Origin of the sequence: Catenulispora yoronensis, assembly GCF_039531695.1 — a bacterium.
GTDB classification, from domain to species: Bacteria; Actinomycetota; Actinomycetes; order Streptomycetales; family Catenulisporaceae; genus Catenulispora; species Catenulispora yoronensis.
Map to the genome: position 1 here is coordinate 1 of NZ_BAAAQN010000018.1, position 19,185 is coordinate 19,185.

A 19,185-nucleotide genomic window follows, 5' to 3' on the forward strand; every position below is an offset into this window, starting at 1 on the left:
ATCGCCCTACTCAAACTCACCGGCTGGACCAACATCGCCGCCGCCACCGACCACATGCGCGACCACCGCAACCACACCCTGAAACTACTAGGCATACAAACCAACCCATGAGAACGCAAAAGCCCTGGCTACAGCGTGGCCGCGCAGAGCCACGACGGCGCGATGAGCGTGGCCTTCAACGGCACCCAGACGGCCGCCATGCCCGCCGGCTCGGTGTTCACCGGAGCGGACTCCGCCTCAGCCTTCTTCCACTGCGCGAGCATCGCCCACTCCCCCAGCAGCTCCTCGCTCGGCGGCGACGGCTCCCAGCCCGGCGCGCACGCCGACGCCGACCACACCGCGCACGCCAGCGCCGACCACACCGCCCACACCACGCTCCGCATGGTCACCCCGCCATGGCGCGGCATCCCGGTCCAGGCCGCCTACGTCCAGTCGAGCTTCTTCGAGGACCGGTCCCGCTTCCCGCCCGGCACCGTCGAGTTCGACTCGGCGATCGCCATGCACGAGGTCCCGGCCCGGTGGGAGCCGATGGACCCCGGCCTGGACCCCGGCCTGGACCCGGACCTGTGCTCCGGCCCGGCTCACTCAGCCCTGGTCAGCCCTCGCATCAGCACATCGATGGTCCGCTTGCGCACGAAGGCCAGCACCTCCGGCGGCAGGTGACGCCCCAGCGGGCCCTCCGTGCTCAGCACCGCGAAACCGTGGACCGTCGACCAGCCCGCGATCTCGGCGCCGACCCGGCACTGCTCCGACATCCCGCCGGTCAGCACCACCTCGTCCAGCAGCCGCGAGAAGATCTGGAAAGCGGCGGCGTCCGAGAAGTCCTCCGGCTCGTCCTCCTCGGGATGCTCCAGGTCGTCGCGGCAGAACGCGGTCTGGAACAGCCCCGGCTCCGCGAACGCGAAGTCCAGGTAGCCCTCGGCCGAGGCGCGCAGCCGGGCCAGCGCCACGTCGGCCGGGTCGCCGTCGGCCGGCACGGCGTCCACGGCCTTCTCGATCCACTCCGCGAGCCGGGCCAGCGCGGCGTGCTTGACCTCGTCGAGCAGCTCGTCGGCCGCCGAGAAGTACCGGTAGGCCGCGGTCGCGGACACCCCGACCCGGCGGGCCACCTCGCGCAGCACCACGGCCGCCGGCCCGCCCAGACGCGCCAGATCGACCGCGGAGTCCATCAGCGCGTTGCGCAGGTCGCCGTGGTGGTAGCTGGTCCGAGGTGCCGTCTTGGGAGCGCCCACCAGATCATCGTGCCTGATGTTGACACCGTTAACAACGATGCCGCATCCTCGATGTTAACGGCGTCAACTTCTGGGGCGCCCGAGCCGGAGGGGGCTCCACCATGCTCGGAAGAATCGGTCGATTGGCGGTCAGGCGGCCCAAAGCCGTCCTGATCTCCGCGTCAGCAGTGCTCGTGGCCATGGTCGTGGTCGGCATCGGCGCGTTCGGCGTCCTGAAGTCCGGCGGTTTCGACGACACCGGATCGCAGTCCTGGAAGACCCGCACGGCGATCGTGGACCAGTTCGGGGGCGAGGAGAATCTCGTCCTGGTGGTGAAGGCCCGCGGCGGCACCGTCGACGAGGGCGCGGCGGCCGCCGCCGGAAAGACCCTCACGCAGCAGCTGACCGCGGACAGCGGCCTGACCAAGGTCGTGTCCTACTTCAGCACGCCGGACCCGGCGCTGCGCTCCACCGACGGCCGCAGCGCGATGGTGCTGGTCCGGGTCCTCGGGAGCGACAAGCAGATCCTGGACACCACCGACCGCCTGATGAAGGGCTACGCCGCGGACAACGCGGCGGTGACCGTCCAGGCCGGCGGCGACGCCGCCGTCAACCACGGCGTGAACGAGCAGGTCACCAAGGACCTGGCGATGGCCGAGTCGGTGGCCGTCCCGCTCACCATGCTGCTGCTGGTCCTGGCCTTCGGCAGCTTGGTGGCGGCGCTGCTGCCGCTGGCCATCGGCCTGGTGGCGATCCTGGGCACCTTCGCCGAACTGGCGGTGCTGGGCCGGATCACCAGCGTCTCGGTCTTCGCCATCAACCTCACCACCGCCCTGGGCCTGGGCCTGGGCATCGACTACGCGCTGCTGATGGTGGCCCGCTTCCGCGAGTTCCTGTCGCAGGGGGCGACCGTCCCGGACGCAGTGCTCGGCACCATGCGCACGGCCGGCCGCACCATCGCCTTCTCGGCCCTCACGGTCGCCGCCGCGATCGCCGCGCTGCTGGTGTTCCCGCTGTACTTCCTGCGCTCCTTCGCCTACGCCGGCATCGGGGTGGTCGCGATCGCGGCCGCCAGCGCCCTGATCATCATGCCCGCGCTGCTGGCGGCGCTGGGCCACCGCGTCAACGCCGGACGGCTGCCGTGGGCGAAGACGCAGGGCTCGGCCGCGCCGGCCTGGGGCCGCCTGGCCTCCAGGGTGATGCGGCGCCCGGCGCTGCTGGCCGTCCCGGTGCTGGCCCTGATGGCCCTGCTGGCCTCACCGATCCTGCACGCCACGTTCGGCACCGCCGACGAGACCGTGCTGCCCACCAGCGCCCCGGCGCGACTGGCCGCCGACGCCCTGCACAGCGACTTCCAGGGCAACCAGGCGACCGCGGTGCAGATCGTCGCCGACGGCCCGGCGGACACCTCCTCCGTGGCCTCCTACGCCGCCAAGCTGTCGACGCTGCCGCACGCGGTCCGCGTGGACAGCAGCGCCGGGTCGTTCGCCCACGGCCAGGCCGTCGGCTCCCCGCAGCCCGGCGCGGCGGCGATGGCGACCCCCACGGCGCAGCGGCTGACCCTGTTCACGGCGGACGCCGCGCACTCCCCGGCGGCGCAGCAGCTCGTCCGCGACGCCCGCGCGGTGCCCGGCCCGGCCGGCGCCACGACCTTGGTCGGCGGCGAGTCCGCCCGCCTGGTCGACACCCAGCACGCGATCACGTCCCGGCTGCCGTACGCGATCGCCTGGGTGGTGCTGACGACCTTCGTCGTGCTGTTCCTGTTCACCGGCAGCGTCACCCAGCCGCTGCGGGCCCTGCTGCTGAACTCCCTGGGCCTGGCCGCCTCGATCGGCACCATGGTCTGGATCTTCCAGGACGGCCACCTCTCCGGCGCCCTGGGCTTCACCGCCCGGCCGATGGACACGGCGATGACGGTGCTCCTGTTCTGCATCGCCTTCGGCCTGTCCATGGACTACGAGGTCTTCCTGACCAGCCGTATCAAGGAGCTGCACAGCCAGGGCGCGAACCTGCACGACTCGGTCAGCGACGGCCTGGCCCGCACCGGCCGGATCGTCAGCACCGCGGCCGGCCTGCTCGCCGTGAGCTTCTTCGCCTTCGGCACCGCCGACGTGAGCTTCCTGCAGTTCTTCGGCCTCGGCTGCGGCCTGGCGATCCTCATCGACGCGCTGCTCATCCGCGGCATCCTGGTCCCCGCCGCCATGCGGGTCCTGGGCCGCGGCGCGTGGTGGGCACCGGGCCCGCTGCGCCGCTTCCACAACCGGTTCGGCGTCAGCGAGGCCGACGAGACCGAGGGCGCGCAGGTGCCGGAGCTCGCCGGGGCGGGGAACCCCGGGTGAGGCGGGGCAGGCAGGGTTAGCGAGTGTGCGACGAAGTGGAGGGCCCGCGTGCGGGCCCTCCACTCATGAGCGGCCGGCCTCAGCGCGGAACGATGTTCGCCAGCTCCTCGCCGTTCACGAACCGCCGCAGCTGCTGATCGATGATCCGCAGAGCCCGCGGCAGGAAGGCCGACGTGGCGCCACCGACATGCGGGCTGATCAGCACGTTCGGGGCGCGCCACAGCGGATGGTCGGCCGGAAGCGGCTCGGGATCGGTGACGTCCAGCGCCGCGCGCAGCCGGCCGGAGGCGCATTCGGCGACCAGGTCGTCGGTGCGCACCACGACGCCGCGCGCGACGTTCACCAGCAGCGCGCCGTCCTTCATCCGGGCCAGGAACGCCTTGTCGACCAGGCCGCGGGTCTGATCGGTGGCCGGGACCACGATGATCACGACGTCGGCCCGGGGCAGCAGCGCGTTGATGTCGCTCATCGCGTGGACGCCCTCGCGGGCGGTACGGGCCACCCGCAGCACGTCCACCTCGAACGGCAGCAGGCGGCGCTCGATCGCCGAGCCGATGGAGCCGTAGCCGACGATCAGCACGGTCTTGTCCGCCAGAGCGTCGTCGACCACGCCGACACCGTCCTTGTACGCCGGCGCCCACTCGCCGCGGTCCTGCTGGCGCACATAGCGCGGAATGTTGCGCAGCGCCGAGAGGGTCAGCGTGAGCGCCAGCTCCGCCGCGGAGGCGTCGTGCAGGCCGCGCGCGTTGCACAGCGTCACGCCCTCGGGCACGAACGGCAGCACGTGCTCGTAGCCCGCGGTCAGCGTCTGCACGGCCGTCAGGCGCGGCATCCGCGCCATCAGCTCCGGGTGCGCGTCGGCGAAGGCGTACGGCAGAACGAAGAACTCGACCTCGCCCACCGAATCCGGCACGCCGCCGGGCGCGTCCACGTCCAGCCCGGTGAACACGTCGGCGACCAGGCCGTCGGGCACTTCCCGCGCGGAGCGGCCGAACGGCACCCACACGCGGCGCGGTCTCATCGTCTCGGGCATGGAACGCATGCTACCCAGCGGCGGCGCGGCGGTTAGGGTGACGCCATGACCATCACACCGGACACCAAGAACTGGACATGGGTGCTGGAGCGCCCCTGCCCGGAGTGCGCCTTCGACGCCTCGGTGATCGCCCCCGGCGACGTCCCGACGCTGCTCCGGACCAACGCCGAGGCCTGGCGCGCCCTGCTGGCGGCCGGCATCGCGGCCGGCCCGGACGGGCTGCGCACGCGTCCGGAGCCGGCGAAGTGGTCGCCGTTGGAGTACTCGTGCCACGTCCGCGACTGCAACGAGGTCTACTTCACCCGGGTCGGGCTGATGCTGGAGCAGGACGACCCGCAGTACCCGAACTGGGACCAGGACGAGACGGCGGTCGCCGAGAAGTACAACGAGCAGGACCCGGAGCAGGTGCTCGCGGCGCTGGTCGCCACGGCCGAGCAGCTCGCGGAGCGGTTCGCGGGCGTGTCCGGCGAGCAATGGGAGCGCACCGGCCACCGCAGCGACGGCTCGGACTTCACGATCGCCACGATCGCGCGGTACTTCATCCACGACCCGATCCACCACTACTGGGACGTGACCGGGCAGCAGTACGCGGGCTAAGACAGGCCGAAGATCCGCGCCGCGTTGCCGTAGCACACGGCGCGGAGCCAGTCGTCCCCGAAATCCAGGCGCGCGAGCGACTCCAGCGCCACGGAGTACGGATACGGGATGTTCGGGAAGTCGCTGCCGAACAGGATCCGCTCCTCGATCCCGGCGATCCGCTTGCGCTCCCGGTCCGACAGCTCGACCTCCCCGAAGAAGTCGGTGAACGCCATGGTGGTGTCCAGAAGCACGCCGTCATAGCGCTCGGCCAGGTCCAGGAACTCGACGTACTCCGGCAGCCCGAAATGCGCGATCACCGCGCGCAGCGCCGGATACCGGGCCAGCACCCGCTCCATCGGCGCGGGCCCGGTGAAGCGCGTAGCCACCGGCCCCGACGCGCAGTGCACGACGACCGGCACCCCGGCGTCCGCCAACGCACCCCAGACCGGGTCGAGCAGCGGATCGGCGGGATCGTAGTCGCCGACCTGGACGTGGGCCTTGAAGACGCGCGCCCCGTCCGCGAGCGCGGCGGGCACGTACCGCGCGGCCTCGGGCTCGGGGAAGAAGGTCGCGCTGTGCAGACAGCCGGGCGTGCGCGCCGCGAAGTCGGCAGTCCAGGCGTTCAGGCTCTCAGCCATCCCCGGCTTGTGCGGATACGCCAACGAGGTGAACGCCAGCACACCGTAGTCCCGCAGCAGCTCCAGACGCTCCGCCTCGTCCTGGCGGTACCGGATCGGCCATTCGCGACCGATGAGCGGCCCGGCGGCGTCGAAGTAGGCGCGAATGCGGTCCAGGAGACGGTGCGGCATGAAGTGGGTGTGGACGTCGATCAGCCCGGGGAGGCCCAGGGACCGCCAGAACCGGCGGACGTCGGCGGCAACCGAAGACTCTTCGGGTTGTTCGGGCTGCCCTGTCTGCTCAGGCTGCCCTGTCTGCTCAGGCTGCTCAGACTCCGCGAACTCCTCGGGCCGCTCTGCATGTGCCACGCGGTCTACCGTAGCCCGCCGAACCGCCGGCCCAGCGCCCGGAGGTCGCGGACGCGGCGCTCGTAGGTCGCCCCGAGAGTGAGCAGCAACGCTCCGGCAACGGCGCTCACACCTGCTGCTACGCCGCCGCCCACCAGCGCGATCCAGATCGGATCGAGGCGGAGGCCGGTGGCCCCCCACCCCTCACATCACCCCAGCGTCCTGCGCCTGCCGCATCGTCGGATACAGCGGCCGGAACCCGAGCACCCGCCGAGCCTTGCCGTTGTCCACGATCCCGGACCACGGGTCGGTGATCTCGCGCGCCGCCATCTCCGGCGTGAGCTCCCGGCCCATGAAGGCGTAGATCTCCGCCAGGGTGACCGCGGAGTCGTCGGCGATGTTGAAGACCTCGCCCGAGACATCTTCCGCGCGCAGGGCCAGCAGCAGTCCCTGGGCCACGTCGGCGTGGTGGACCATCTGCAGGCGTCGCGAGGGGTGCCAGTCCAGTGGGCGCCCCATGAACTGCTCGATGTGCGGGTCGCCGTCCCCGTAGATGAAGGCCAGGCGGATGACGCGGAGGTCCAGGGCGGTCTCGGTGCGCAGGTGCTGCAATGCCTGCTCGGCGGCGGTCTTCGAGGTCGGGTAGGGCGTGGGCCGGCCCAGGGGCAGCAGGGCGGATTCCTCGGTGGCCGGGGCGATGTGGCCGGCGCCGTAGACCAGGTTGGTGCTGGCGAACACGTAGCGGGTCACGCCTGTCCGCACCGCCGCGCGCGCCAGGTCGACCGCGGCGGTGGTGTTGACCGCGGTGGACTGCTCGGGGGTCTCGCCGTTGCGGAACGCGGCCGCCAGGTGGATCACGGCGGCGGTGCCGGCCGTGATCTGCTGCATTTCGGCGGCGTCCAGGGTGGTGAGGTCGCCGACGGCCAGTTCGGCGCCGGCGCGCCGCAGTCGCAGCGCGGTCTCCGACTCGGGGTCGCGGACCAGGGCCCGCACTGCCTCGCCCTGGGCGAGCAGGCGCGGCACGAGCCGGCTGCCGACGGTCCCGGTGGCGCCGGTGACCAGGATCGGCCGGTCGAAGGTCTTCAGGGTCATGGTGGTCTCCCTCGGTCGCGGGCCGCCGTGGGCCGGGCCCGCTGTGTGCTGTCCGTGGTCCGTCGCCCCGGCTGCTGCCGTTCCGGCGACATCCACCACGCTGCCGCAGGCCGGAGCCGGTGTGCAGAGACCCGGACATCCTGGGATCGCCGGTCCCTGGATAACCGTCGGCCGGTGGGGGATCCTGGACGGGTGCTCAAGATCGACCGCGCCGAACTCGCCGCCTTCCTGCGCACCCGCCGCGAGCGCCTGCGTCCGGAGGACCTGGGCCTGCCCGCGAACAGCCGCCGTCGGACGATCGGGCTGCGCCGCGAGGAGGTCGCGATGCTGGCCGGTATGTCGGTCGACTACTACATCCGGCTGGAGCAGGCGCGCGGCCCGCATCCGTCGGCGCAGTTGCTGGGCGCGCTGTCGCGGGCACTGCGGCTGACGAAGGACGAGCACGACCACTTGTTCCACCTGTCGGGCCTGATGCCGGAGGACGACCGCCGGGCCCCGACCGAGCACGTCCGCCCGGCCGTGCTGCACCTGCTGGACAAGCTCGACGACACGCCCGCGGTGGTGGTCAACAACCGCGCGGACATCCTGGCGTGGAACGCGATGCACGCGGCCCTGATGGGCGACCCGGGACGCCTGCCGCCGGAGCAGCGCAACATCGCCTGGCAGCACTTCTGCAATCCGGAGTCGGCCGAGCACTTCCTCCCGGAGGACTTCGAGCGCAGCGGCGAGAACACCGTCGCCGACCTCCGGGCGCGGCTGGCGGCGCATCCGGACGACGCCCGCCTGCGCGCGCTCGTCGAGGAGTTGAGGTTCCGCAGCACGGTGTTCGCGGAGCTGTGGGAGCGGCACGACGTCAAGCGCCGCCGCTCCGACCACAAGACGGTGCTGCACCCGGTGGTCGGCCGCATCACCCTGGACTGCGAGGTCATGCTCTCCCCCGAGCACGACCAGCGGCTGATCATCCACTCCGCGCCGGCCGGCACCCCGGCGCATCAGGCCCTTGCGTTGCTCCGGGTGCTGGGCACGGAGCGGATGTCCGCCGAGCCCTAGATGATTTATTCCTGGGGGTGCCGGCGCGAAACGGCTGATCAGCGGCGCCTGGCCGCCCCGGCCGGCCACCCACAGCCAAACCAGGCTGAGGGTGTCCGTCCGGGTCACCCATGCTTGTTGCTGAGCCGTTTCGCAGGTTTCGCTCGTCAGGTGCGGCCCCGTATGCCGGAACCCCCAGGAATCAATCATCTAGCCGGTCCGGGCATCCGATAGGGTGCACCGATCGAAAACAGGCTGACAACGGTGGGAGGGCATCCGGTGCCGAACCGCACATGGGTCAAGGCCGCGCGGATCGGGCTGGTCGCCGGGCTGATCGCGATCGTCTCGGCGGTGGTGGCGATTGTGCAGCAGCCGGGGAAGAACGACTCCCCGACGTGCGACGGCCGCCCGATGCTCAAGACCGACCTGTGCATCGAGCACTTCAGCGACGGGTCCACCGCGCGCCGGGACTACGACCAGATGAAGGGCCGTTTCAACCCGGCCGCCGCCGGGCTGTTCCTGGGCGGCGGTGTGCTGCTCGCAGCGGGTTCGGTCTGGGTGTGGCGACGGAATCGGGAGCAGCCCTCCGCGTTCGCGCCCGACCACTTCGCAGAGGTCGAAGATGCCGGCCGGACTCCCGAACCAAGTCAGACCACTGAGGCCGACCGGACTGCGGAAGCCGACCAGACTACGGAAGCCGACCAGAGCGCCGCGGCCGAACTGACCGCCGAGGCCGACCAGACCGGCAAGACCAGCCAGAGCACCAAGACAGCAACCGCTCTCGAAGTCCCCCGAACGCACTGACCGACCGCGGGTTTCCCCTAACCCGGACTACTCAGACCTCGATCACCGCCGGCCGGAACGTGTCCGGATCGGCGGCGCGCCAGTCCGTGTTCCACCCCTGGACCGGCCCGCTGAGCAGTTCGCCCGGCTCCAGGTAGCGGTAGAGCTCCGCGTAAGTGCTCACCTTCCGCTGGCTGACCCGCCGGTGCACCATCTCCGGGCGCAGCTCGTGCGGCCCGGTCAGCCCCATCGCGGCGATGAGCTGCTGGGCCTCGGCGACCGTCGCGGCCTGGAACCGCTGCACCCGCACCGCCTTGTCCGGCACGTCCAGGGCCCGGTAGCGCTTCGGGTCCTGGGTGGCCACGCCGACCGGGCAGTGGTTGGTGTGGCACTTCTGCGCCTGGATGCAGCCGACCGCCATCATCATCGCGCGGGCGGCGTTGCAGTAGTCGGCGCCTTGGGCGACGCGCTTGACGATGTCCGTGCCGCGCGCGATCTTCCCGCTGGCGCCGATCCGGATCCGGTCCCGCAGGCCGACGCCGACCAACGCGTTGTGCACCGTCAGCAGCCCCTGAGTGAGCGGAGTGCCGACGTTGTCCTCGAACTCCAGCGGCGCCGCCCCGGTGCCGCCCTCGGAGCCGTCGACGACGATGAAGTCCGGCGTGACCCCCTCGGCCAGCATCGCCTTGCAGACGGCGAGAAACTCGCGCCGCGACCCGACGCAGAGCTTGAACCCGGTGGGCTTGCCGCCGGCCAGCTCCCGCATCCGAGCGATGAACAGCACGAGCTCGCGCGGCGTCCGGAACACCCGGTGCGCCGGCGGGCTGATGCAGGTGACGCCCTGCGGAACGCCCCGGATCTCGGCGATCTGCGCCGTCACCTTCGCCCCCGGCAGCACACCGCCCAGGCCCGGCTTCGCGCCCTGGCTGAGCTTCAGCTCCACCATCTTGACCTGTGGGTCGGCGGCCTTGTCCCGGAACCTGTCGGGGTCGAAGTCCCCATCGGAGGTGCGCGCGCCGAAGTAGCCGCTGCCGAGCTCCCAGACCAGGTCGCCGCCGCCCTTGCGGTGGTAGGGCGAGATGCCGCCCTCGCCGGTGTCGTGGGCGAAGCCGCCGGCCTTCGCGCCCTTGTTCAGGGCGAGGATGGCGTTGGCGGACAGGGCGCCGAAGCTCATCGCGGAGACGTTCAGCAGCGAGATGGCGTAGGGCTTGGTGCAGTCGGGGCCGCCGACTGTCACGCGGGGCTGCTCGGGGGTGGGCTGCTCCGGGGCCATCGAGTGCTCCAGGAACTCGTAGCCGGAGGCCTCCACCTCGAGTTCGGTGCCGAAGGCCTGGTCGCCGTGGACGCCTTTGGACCGCTCGTAGACGACGGTGCGGGTGTCGCGGTCGAAGGGACGGCCGTCGGTGTTGCGCTCGATGAAGTACTGCTGCACCTCGGGGCGGATGTACTCCATCATGAACCGCACGTGGCCGAGCACCGGGAAGTTGCGCAGGATCGACTTGCGGCGCTGGAGCACGTCGTGGACGCCGAGCAGCAGCAGGGCCGCGACCGGGATCAGGGCGAACAGCCAGAAAAGCGAGAAGGACACTGCCCACGCCGCGAGCAGCGTGAGCAGTGCCAGTGCCGGCAGCATGAGCAGTCCCATGCCGCCGCAATTTAGTGCACGAACGTTCCCAGGATCAGGATGCACACGATGGACACGCTCGACAGGATGGTCTCCATCGCCGACCAGGACTTGAAGGTCTGCTTGACGTCCATCCCGAAGAACTCCTTGACCAGCCAGAACCCGGCGTCGTTGACGTGCGACAGGAACAGCGATCCGGACCCGACGGCGAGCGCCAGCAGCGCGGTGGAGGTGTTGGTACTGGTCGCGGCGATCGGCGCGATGATGCCGGAGGCGGTGACGGTGGCCACCGTCGCCGACCCGGTGGCCAGCCGAATGCCGACGGCGATCAGCCAGGCCAGCAGGAGCAGCGACAGGTGCGAGTTGTGGGCGGCCTTGCCGATGGAGTCGGCGATGCCGGTGCCGACCAGCATCTGCTTGAACCCGCCGCCGGCGCCGATGATCAGCAGGATGCCGGCGATCGGGGGCAGCGCGGCGCCCATGATGCCGGAGGTCTGCTCACGGTCGAAGCGGAGCACGAACGCGGCGTAGATCACGCCGATGATCAGGGCCATGATCGGGTCGCCGACGAAGTCCATGACCCGGTGCAGCTCGGACTTGGCGTTGTTGTCCGCGACGTCGACGACCGTCTTGGCGAGCATGATGACCACCGGCAGCAGGATCACCGACAGCGTGGTCCACACCGAGGGCACCTTGCCGTCCTCGCGCTCGGTGACGGTGTACTGCTCGGAGAGGGTCTCCGGCGGGTGCGGATGGACGTGCTTGGAGACCCAGGTCCCGTACAGCGGACCGGCGATGACCGCAGTAGGGATGGCCACGATGACGCCGAACAGCAGCGTGGTACCGAGGTCGGCGTGCAACGCGCTGATCGCGACCAACGGCCCGGGATGCGGCGGGATCAGCCCGTGCAGGATGGACAGACCGGCCAGCGCCGGAATACCGATCCGCAGAATCGAACCACCGGTGCGCTTCCACACCAGGTAGATGATCGGGATCATCAGGACCAGCCCGACCTCGAAGAACATCGGAATGCCGACCACCATGGCGGCCAGCACCATGGCCCACGGCGCACGCCGCTCCCCGACCCGGTCCACAATCGCCCCGACCAACCGATCGGCCCCACCGGAGTCGACCAGCAACTTCCCGAGCATGGCGCCAAGCGCCACCACCACCCCGACATTGCCAAGCACGCCCCCGACCCCGGTGGTCAGGGTACTGATCAGCTTGTCGGCCGGAATACCACCGGCCACACCGACGAACAGCCCGCCGACCAGCAACGCCAGAAACGGATGGATCTTCGCGACAGCGGTGAGCACCACCACCAGCGCGATACCGAGGACGGCGACCACGACCAGCCGAGTGTCGTGGCCGGTCCAGTCAGTGTTCTTGGCAGCATCGGCCGCGGCAGCGGACAGCCGCGGCGCCAGGGAGCCGAGAGCCGGGGCTATCACGCGGTGGGCTCCTTGTCGGTGGTGGAGGTGGTAATGGAGGAGCCAGAAGCAGAGCCGGAACCAAGGACCGAGCCAGAACCGGAAGCAGGACCGGAATCAGAGCCAGCCCCGGAGCCAGAGCCAGAGAAAGAACTGTCATCGGATCCGGACCCGGAGTCGTCATCGAGGTCGGAACCGAAGTAGGAACCAGCCGCGTCCCCCACCTCCGCATCATGCGCCGCCTCGACCGCTTCCAGGTGCTCGGCGCGGATCAGCCGCTCGGCGATGGCCAGCGGGTCCTCGTCGACCGGGATCCGTACCGGGTGCTCGTCGGCGGCCGGGGGCTCCAGGTCCGCGAACTGGGTGTCGAGCAGTGCGGGTGGGAAGAAGTGGCCGTTGCGGGCGGTGAGGCGGCGGGCCACGAGGTCGCGGTCGGCGTCCAGGTAGATCAGGCGGACCTGCGGACGGCCGGTTCGTAGGCGGTCGCGGTAGACGCGCTTGAGTGCCGAGGAGGTCACCACTCCAGGTCGGCCCTTCGCGCCGGTGGCGTCGATCCAGGCGCCGATGGCGTCGAGCCACGGCCAGCGGTCCTCGTCGGTCAGCGGATGGCCGGCGGCCATCTTCTCGATGTTGGCCCGCGGGTGGAAGGAGTCCGCTTCGGCGTACTCCCAGCCCAGGCGCCCGGCCAGCAACGACCCGATGGTGGTCTTGCCGCTCCCGGACACGCCGGTCACCAGCAGGATGGGCGGCTTCTCAGATTCCATGACGGTCAGTCTCCGCTAAATAGTATGAAGATTGAAGCGTTGGTGATTGATTCGTAATACGACGATGGCACGGGATGATGGTCGAGCACGTCGAGCCACGGGAGGAACACATGCCGGAGTCGGGCAAGGGCCTGGCCGCCCAGGTCGCGGACAAACTCGGCCACGCCATCGCCGCGGGTACCCACGCGCCCGGCGCCGTCCTGCGCACCGAGGACCTGGAGGTCCGCTTCACGGTCAGCCGCACGGTGGTCCGCGAGGCGGTCCAGGCCCTCCAGTCCAAGCGCCTGCTCCGCAGCAGCCCCCGCGTGGGGCTGACCGTCCGCCCGGTCGCCGACTGGCACCTGTACGACCCCGACGTGATCCGCTGGCGCCTCGACGGCCCGGCCCGCACCGAGCTGCTCGACGACCTCACCGAGCTGCGCGGCGCCGTCGAACCCGCCGCCACCGCCGCCGCCGCCCGCCGCGCCGACCGCGACCAGCGCAAGCGCCTGCTGGAATGCTCGGCCCACATGCGCGCCGCCGCGGCCACCCGCGACCGCGCCGCGTTCCTCGAAGCGGACATCGCCTTCCACCGCCTGATCCTGACGATGTCCGCCAACCCGCTGTTCGCCCAACTCGCTCCCGTCACGGAGCAACTTCTGCGCGGTCGCGCGGCTCTCAAACTGCTTCCCGCCGCCCCGGACCCGGCGGACGCCGCCCGCCACGACGCCGTCGCGATCGCGGTGGCCGCCGCCGACCCGGCCACCGCCGAGACCGCGATGCGCGCCGTAGTCGCGGAGTCGCTGGCAGACATCCACATGCGATTGCACGCACGCGAGGTTCAGGTATGACATCAGTGGCTTGATCCCGTCGGCGCCGAAAACGGTCGAGGTGAGGTCCTCAACCGATTGTGGGGCGCGGCGGAGCAGGCCGCATGACAGTGACTATCAGTGAACGGATGAGTTCGTTCGGCTACATCGAATCAGGCGCTGGGAGCTGAGCCGCCCGCGACGTAGGGATAGTTGAGCGCGGCCACGTGCTCCGGGCACAGGAACATGACGCGGCGGTCCTCGGGGCGGCTGACCGGCGAGAGGCCGCCCCAGTTCTTGGAGTGGTCGGGATCGAGGCGCTCCAGAAGTTCGCGGAGGGCCCGGAGATTGGCGCCGATATCAGCCCACTGATAAATATGCGATGGCTTGACCTGCTTGCGAGCGATGGCGGCGGAATGGTCGGCGATGATCTCCATCGTCGCCGCCGCCGCCTCAATGCTGGCTTGCACGCGCTCGCTGAGTCCGGCCGCCAAAGCGGTGGGAGCGAGAATCCCCAGCCCTTGGATCAGGAAGCGCAGATAGGGCAAATAGCCGAGCAGCGCCTCTGGCAGAGTATTGATCGGATAGTCCCCGACACCGTCAGCGAGCACGTGGGCCTCGGTGGGCCACTCGCACCACAGGCTCAGCACCAGCTTGTCCCGGCGCATGATCCGAGTCCGTCCCCTGGCCTGGATACTGAACACCGCCGGGCACTGCACCCCGGCATTGGCCCGATTCTCCAACAACGAGCGGATGCCGTTGAGCATGGCCTGCTGTCCGGCGTCGATCCGATTCAGGGTATTGAACTGGGCAGCCATATGACGCTCGATGGTCTCAAGCTCGGCGATCAGACCGGTGCCACGCAGACCGTCCAGCATAAGGGCGGCTTCGATCTTCTTCCGCGTCTTGGGACACCGGACCTTGTGATCGGCGTCCGGATCGAGATCGGTCGCCTCGGCCAACAACTCGTCCAAGCCGAAGGCGTGGCTACAGCCGGCACCATCCACACCGGGGCAGGCACAGGGGATGAGCCGCTGCTCGACCAGGCCGGGATAGCGGTCTTCGACGATGTTGTCGAACGCCTCCGTGAGCACTGACAGGAACCGCACAGGAAACGCGCCACTCACGCGAATAGTGACGGTGGGTTGCTCACGGCCGTCGTCAGTAATAAGGGCCCAGGCCGGCGAATGCGGGTCCCGGTCGTGCAGCAACGCCCCACTGCGCCAGTGCATGCCGGTGGTGTAGCGGTGTTCACGCGCGATGAACCACGTCGGGATGCCCGCCTGTCGCGAAGCCAGCCGGTAGATGATGCTTATTTCTCGCGCCCGAGGATCGGCACTGTGTTCCCGCCACACTTCTTCAGCCTGCGGCGGCGGTGCTTCAGGCAGTCGATCGACGATCAGCGCCACGTCGTCGCTGTGCTGATCCCCGACGCGGTAGGCGAGGTCGAACGCCTCCATCATGCTGATCAGCCGATCGGGCAGCTCCGGGTCGTCCTCGGCGAGATCGCCCCACAGCCGCAGCCGCTCGACGCGAGAAAGCACCCCGCCGGAAGCGGTGACCTCGTCGCTGTCGATGACCTGGGTGATCCGCGCATCCAGCCACGCGGGTTGCAAGATGACCTTAGCGGCCAGTTCCGGACGATCAGCGAAGAAGACGATCTGACCCAAGTCGTGCAACACTCGGGCGACTCCACGCTGCGCCGACACGTCCTTAAGACCGGCATGAGCCATCGCGCCGAAGACGACTTTCTGAGTCGCGGTGAGCCCCGGCAGATCACGCACCGCCTGAGCCGCCGCAAGCCAGGAAGTCGGCCACCGCATCCCCATCAACGGCAGAGCCGCGGCGCGGTCGGCAATGATCCGAGAGAGGTCGGCAATACCCGTGCCAGTGCGGGAGTCGATGGCATGTATCGCCGAGATCTGCCGATAACGCCCCGAGAGATCGGCAGGCAACGTCGCCGGGGAGTGCTCGTCCGAGTGCGTGGCGACGATAATCACCGGCGAGCCCGGAGCGCGGGCAGTGACCACGTCCAACCAGGGAACGACCTTGCCATCAGCGGCTCGGGACCGGGAGCTCCAGACCAGGATGAACAACGATCGGTCAGTCAGATAAAAGCGCTGAGTAGCCCGATACTCCAGCTGCCCGCCGAAATCCCAGGCATCCAGCTTCATCTCGACCCCGGGTCGGCTCGGATGGGGCAAGACCAGCGGATGGATCCGCACGCCATGGGTCTGGCCCTCGTCGGCATCGAAGTCGTCGCCACGTAGCTGCCTGGCCAACGTGGTCTTTCCCACCGCGGCCTCGCCGACGATCAGAACTTTCGACTGCCAGAGCTCGACCGAGGAGTCAGCCAGAGCCTGCATGAAAGCCACTACTGCCACAGCGCCCTGGGCCTGAACCTCGGGTGGCGGAGTAACCAGATCAGGATTGCCATCGAGAAAAAGGTTTCTCAAATGGACCAGCTGGCCAAAAGAGCTCGGCAATGCTTCGATTGCATTATAATTGAGCGAGAGCGTATCCAACCTGAAAAGGTCACCAAAAGATTCTGGCAACACTGACAGCAGGTTACCACCAAGGAATAGAAATGCCAGGCGATGGAACCGCCCGAACCATTCCGGCAGCGCAGACAGTTGATTGTCATTCAGCTCGATCACTTCAAGGCCGACCAACTGACCAAACCATTCCGGCAGTTCCGACAGCCGGTTGCCTTCGAGACCGATCCGGGTCAAGGCTGTTAGGCGGATCAGCGATTCCGGCAGTTCGGTCAACCCCAGCCGCGAAAGGTCCAGGATCTCGCTGCCGTCTCGCAGCGCCTTCGCAATCCGCCGCTCCGCCTCAGCCCTGCCATCCAACCCCTCCACCAACACCCCTCCCCCAGCCCAGCATCAGACCTCAGACACCCACCGCACCCCAAAACCCTCCCACACCCCCACCCCACCCGCCGCCCTTTCACCGCATTCAAGCCACCGCGCTCACGGCGTCACAATGGCAAAGTTCTGATCCACATCGTCCAACACCCCCACGATCCGCCCCAACACCCCCGCGTCCCCGGCAACCTCCACCCCGTCCAGCCCCTCCCCCGCCAACAGCGCCAAGAACTGCGCCTTCGTCACCGTGAACGTGACATCCGCACCGCCGTCCGCAGCCACCTTCCCCCGCAACGGGCTATACGTCAGCGCTCCATTCCGCAGCCGCAACCGGTAATGCTCATCCAAATCCGTAAAGTGCCAATCAACAACCGCAGTCGAATCCCACGCCTTCGGCCCGTCCACGCGGATCGCCATCGTGTCGAACAGCTGCGGCACACTCAGTGCCGACGACATGTCGCCCGAGCCCAGTGCCACATCCACCACGCCCTTGCGCAGTTCCTCGGCGCCCATCAAGTAGCAGTTGCGCCATGTCGCGCACTCCGCGCCCTGTGCCAGCCGCTCGAAGACCTCCGCCAGCGCGTTCTTCGCGTCCCAGCCCTCGGGATCCGCGAACACCGCGTGCTTCAACAACTGCGCCGCGAACCGCAAATCCCCGCCCTCGGCGTACTCCCGCGCCTTCATCACCAGGTTCGGCACGCCGCCGAAGCAGTCCGCGTACCGCTTCGCGGTCTCCACCGGCGGCTGCTCCCACAGATCCGACGGGTGCCCCGAATACCAACCCAAGTACCGCTGGTAGATCGCCTTCACGTTGTGGCTGACCGAGCCGTAGTACCCGTGCGTGCTCCATGCCGCCTCCAGCGCCGGCGGCATCTGGATCAGCTCGGCGATCTCGGAGCCGACATGACCCTGATTCATCAGCCGCAGCGTCTGGTCGTGCAGATACGCGTACAGGTCGCGCTGGACCTCCAAGAAGTCGCGGATCCGGTCCGCGCCCCACGTCGGCCAGTGGTGCGAGGCGAACACCACGTCGGACTGGAGCCCGAACAGTTCCAGGGCCTCGTTGAGGTAGTGCGACCAGACGCGGGCATCGCGGACCAGGGCGCCGCGCAGAGTCAGGATGTTGTGAAGGTTGTGGGTGGCGTTCTCGGCCATGCACAGCGCACGGTGGTCCGGCAGCAGGAAGTTCATCTCCGACGGGGCCTCGGTGCCGGGCGTCATCTGGAAGACGAAGCGGACGCCGTCGATCGTCTCCTGCTGACCGGTCTCGGTGATCGACTTCGTCGGCGGCAGCAGGCTCACGGTGCCGGTGGACGCGCTGAAGCCCAGGCCCATGCCGACCGGCCCGGCGGGGCCGTGAGCCAGACCGGCCGCCGAGTAGTACATGCCGCGCCGGAGCATCGCCGTGCCCGCGTAGACGTTCTCCGCCACCGCCTCGGCCATGAAGTCCGCCGGGGCCAGGATCGGCACGGAGGAGCCCGGTTCGAGCACGCCGCTCGCGCCGCCGAAGTGGTCCAGGTGCGAGTGGGTGTAGACCAGGCCGACCACCGGGCGGTCGCCGCGGACCGCGCGATAGAGGGCCAGGCCGGAGGCCGCCGTCTCGACCGAGACCAGCGGGTCGACCACCACCACGCCGGTGCCGCCCTCGACCAGCGTCATGTTCGACAGGTCGAAGCCGCGGATCTGGTAGACACCGGCCGTGACCTCGTAGAGGCCCGCCCTCGCGCACAGCTGCGACTGCCGCCACAGGCTCGCGTTGACGGTGTCGGGGCAGTCCGCGTCCAGGAACCGCGTCGCGTCGAAGTCCCACGCCACCCGCCCGTCGGCGGTCTCGATCCGCCGCGCCTCCGGACCGGCGAGGAATCCCTTGTCGGCGTCGGCGAAATCAGCTCGGTCGCCGAAGTCGGCACTCCCCTGGGCGGTCGCGGTCACGGCTGCTCCTCACGCTGTACGGACGTCCATCCGCCATCCTCGGAGCCGCCGCGGACGCCCGCGACCGGGGAGCGCCAAACGGCTGGCGGGCCCCGGCCCTACCTCCTCGTCCGATACCGGATCATCGGCCCGAGCACACCCTGCACCGTCTCGAACGGCTCCATCCCCAGCTTCTCAATGACGTGACGCGACGCGGCGTTCCCCTCGTCGACCTCGGCGAGCACCCGGCTCAGCCCCACCGTGGTGAGTCCGTGGTCGACGACGGCCCGCGCCATCTCGGTCGCGTAGCCGCAGCCCCACGCCGAGGGCGACAGGCTGTAGGTGACCTCGATGCCCAGCGACGACAACGGCCGCAGCCCGACGGTCCCGACCAGGCTGTCGGCGTCCTGGGTGCGGACCATCCAGAGCCCGTAGCCGTGCGCGGCGAAATCGCGCTCGCTCACGGCCAGCGTCTCGACGATGTCCTCCTCGTTCAACACCTCGTCATCGAAAAGGAACCGGCGCACCTGCGCATCCCGCCAGTGCGCCCGCAGGTCCGCCAGGTCTTCGCCGGCGAGCGGGGTGAGCTTGAGACGCGCAGTGCTCAGCACGTGGTCCATGCCCCCCACGCTAGCGGCCCGGTCTGTGAATCCGCCGCTGAAACGGACCGCGTCACATCGGGTCGCGGATCCGGACCTGCCTGGGCAGGCCACGGACGTCTTCGCTAGCCTGGCATCGCTCGAAGACCCGGAGCACCCGCTTCGCGG

16 protein-coding genes are annotated in these 19,185 nt (G+C 69.5%); 6 read left to right on the forward strand and 10 right to left on the reverse strand.

What is annotated here, in order from left to right:
- The first annotated feature begins 135 nt into the window (after positions 1-135).
- The gene (locus tag ABD481_RS16740; protein WP_344666595.1) at positions 136-663 is read left to right on the forward strand and encodes a hypothetical protein; all 528 of its coding nucleotides are present in this window, start codon (positions 136-138) and stop codon (positions 661-663) included.
- On the opposite strand, the gene ABD481_RS16745 is transcribed toward ABD481_RS16740, so the two are convergent.
- A complete protein-coding gene (locus ABD481_RS16745; protein WP_344666596.1) occupies positions 582-1,232 on the reverse strand; it encodes a TetR/AcrR family transcriptional regulator in 651 nt (216 codons plus the stop codon). The genes ABD481_RS16740 and ABD481_RS16745 overlap by 82 nt on opposite strands.
- Before the next feature lie 101 nt (positions 1,233-1,333).
- Here ABD481_RS16745 and ABD481_RS16750 point away from each other — a divergent pair, with 101 nt between their 5' ends.
- Entirely contained in the window at positions 1,334-3,550 is a 2,217-nt protein-coding gene (locus tag ABD481_RS16750) for an MMPL family transporter (RefSeq protein ID WP_425559195.1), read from the forward strand.
- 79 nt (positions 3,551-3,629) lie between these two features.
- Here the strand turns inward: ABD481_RS16750 and ABD481_RS16755 are convergent, their stop codons facing one another.
- The gene (locus tag ABD481_RS16755; RefSeq protein ID WP_344666598.1) at positions 3,630-4,583 is read right to left on the reverse strand and encodes a 2-hydroxyacid dehydrogenase; all 954 of its coding nucleotides are present in this window, start codon (positions 4,581-4,583) and stop codon (positions 3,630-3,632) included.
- 45 nt (positions 4,584-4,628) lie between these two features.
- Between ABD481_RS16755 and ABD481_RS16760 the strand changes: the two genes are divergently transcribed.
- Positions 4,629-5,180: a DinB family protein gene (locus ABD481_RS16760; RefSeq protein WP_344666599.1), complete on the forward strand. Its 552-nt coding sequence runs from the start codon at positions 4,629-4,631 to the stop codon at positions 5,178-5,180.
- Here the strand turns inward: ABD481_RS16760 and ABD481_RS16765 are convergent.
- Positions 5,177-6,148, reverse strand: coding sequence for an amidohydrolase family protein (locus ABD481_RS16765; protein WP_425559196.1), 972 nt, complete (start codon positions 6,146-6,148; stop codon positions 5,177-5,179). The two genes, ABD481_RS16760 and ABD481_RS16765, sit on opposite strands and share 4 nt — an antisense overlap.
- A gap of 183 nt (positions 6,149-6,331) precedes the next feature.
- On the reverse strand, positions 6,332-7,219 hold the full coding sequence (locus ABD481_RS16770) for an NAD-dependent epimerase/dehydratase family protein (protein ID WP_344666600.1): 888 nt from the start codon (positions 7,217-7,219) through the stop codon (positions 6,332-6,334).
- 201 nt (positions 7,220-7,420) lie between these two features.
- Here ABD481_RS16770 and ABD481_RS16775 point away from each other — a divergent pair, with 201 nt between their 5' ends.
- Positions 7,421-8,269 (forward strand): helix-turn-helix transcriptional regulator, encoded by an 849-nt coding sequence (locus tag ABD481_RS16775; protein ID WP_344666714.1) that lies wholly within the window; start codon positions 7,421-7,423, stop codon positions 8,267-8,269.
- 258 nt (positions 8,270-8,527) lie between these two features.
- A complete protein-coding gene (locus ABD481_RS16780) occupies positions 8,528-9,052 on the forward strand; it encodes a hypothetical protein (RefSeq protein ID WP_344666601.1) in 525 nt (174 codons plus the stop codon).
- 31 nt (positions 9,053-9,083) lie between these two features.
- Here the strand turns inward: ABD481_RS16780 and ABD481_RS16785 are convergent, their stop codons facing one another.
- The 3 genes from ABD481_RS16785 to ABD481_RS16795 are packed head-to-tail and all read right to left on the reverse strand — an operon-like array spanning position 9,084 to position 12,849.
- Entirely contained in the window at positions 9,084-10,664 is a 1,581-nt protein-coding gene (locus ABD481_RS16785; protein ID WP_344666715.1) for an FMN-binding glutamate synthase family protein, read from the reverse strand.
- A gap of 23 nt (positions 10,665-10,687) precedes the next feature.
- Complete coding sequence (locus tag ABD481_RS16790) at positions 10,688-12,082, reverse strand: GntP family permease (RefSeq protein ID WP_344666716.1); 1,395 nt, start codon at positions 12,080-12,082, stop codon at positions 10,688-10,690.
- A 20-nt stretch (positions 12,083-12,102) separates the two neighbouring features.
- Positions 12,103-12,849 carry a gluconokinase gene (locus tag ABD481_RS16795; RefSeq protein ID WP_344666602.1) on the reverse strand — a complete coding sequence of 249 codons (747 nt, stop codon included), beginning with the start codon at positions 12,847-12,849 and terminating at the stop codon, positions 12,103-12,105.
- 74 nt (positions 12,850-12,923) lie between these two features.
- Between ABD481_RS16795 and ABD481_RS16800 the strand changes: the two genes are divergently transcribed.
- Positions 12,924-13,679, forward strand: a complete 756-nt coding sequence (locus ABD481_RS16800; RefSeq protein ID WP_344666603.1) for a FadR/GntR family transcriptional regulator — start codon at positions 12,924-12,926, stop codon at positions 13,677-13,679.
- 131 nt (positions 13,680-13,810) lie between these two features.
- Here ABD481_RS16800 and ABD481_RS16805 read toward each other — a convergent pair whose 3' ends face one another.
- From ABD481_RS16805 to ABD481_RS16815, 3 genes are all read right to left on the reverse strand, one after another.
- Positions 13,811-16,501 (reverse strand): COR domain-containing protein, encoded by a 2,691-nt coding sequence (locus ABD481_RS16805; RefSeq protein ID WP_344666604.1) that lies wholly within the window; start codon positions 16,499-16,501, stop codon positions 13,811-13,813.
- 111 nt (positions 16,502-16,612) lie between these two features.
- A complete protein-coding gene (locus ABD481_RS16810; RefSeq protein ID WP_344666605.1) occupies positions 16,613-18,439 on the reverse strand; it encodes an alkyl/aryl-sulfatase in 1,827 nt (608 codons plus the stop codon).
- A gap of 98 nt (positions 18,440-18,537) precedes the next feature.
- A complete protein-coding gene (locus ABD481_RS16815) occupies positions 18,538-19,038 on the reverse strand; it encodes a GNAT family N-acetyltransferase (protein ID WP_344666606.1) in 501 nt (166 codons plus the stop codon).
- Positions 19,039-19,185: the final 147 nt, after the last annotated feature.

Coding starts and splice junctions, on each gene's coding strand:
- ABD481_RS16750 (WP_425559195.1), top strand. CDS start 1,334: ATGCTCGGAAGAATCGGTCGATTGGCGGTCAGGCGGCCCAAAGCCGTC.
- ABD481_RS16755 (WP_344666598.1), bottom strand. CDS start 4,583: ATGCCCGAGACGATGAGACCGCGCCGCGTGTGGGTGCCGTTCGGCCGC.
- ABD481_RS16760 (WP_344666599.1), top strand. CDS start 4,629: ATGACCATCACACCGGACACCAAGAACTGGACATGGGTGCTGGAGCGC.
- ABD481_RS16770 (WP_344666600.1), bottom strand. CDS start 7,219: ATGACCCTGAAGACCTTCGACCGGCCGATCCTGGTCACCGGCGCCACC.
- ABD481_RS16785 (WP_344666715.1), bottom strand. CDS start 10,664: ATGCTGCCGGCACTGGCACTGCTCACGCTGCTCGCGGCGTGGGCAGTG.
- ABD481_RS16795 (WP_344666602.1), bottom strand. CDS start 12,849: ATGGAATCTGAGAAGCCGCCCATCCTGCTGGTGACCGGCGTGTCCGGG.
- ABD481_RS16800 (WP_344666603.1), top strand. CDS start 12,924: ATGATGGTCGAGCACGTCGAGCCACGGGAGGAACACATGCCGGAGTCG.
- ABD481_RS16815 (WP_344666606.1), bottom strand. CDS start 19,038: ATGGACCACGTGCTGAGCACTGCGCGTCTCAAGCTCACCCCGCTCGCC.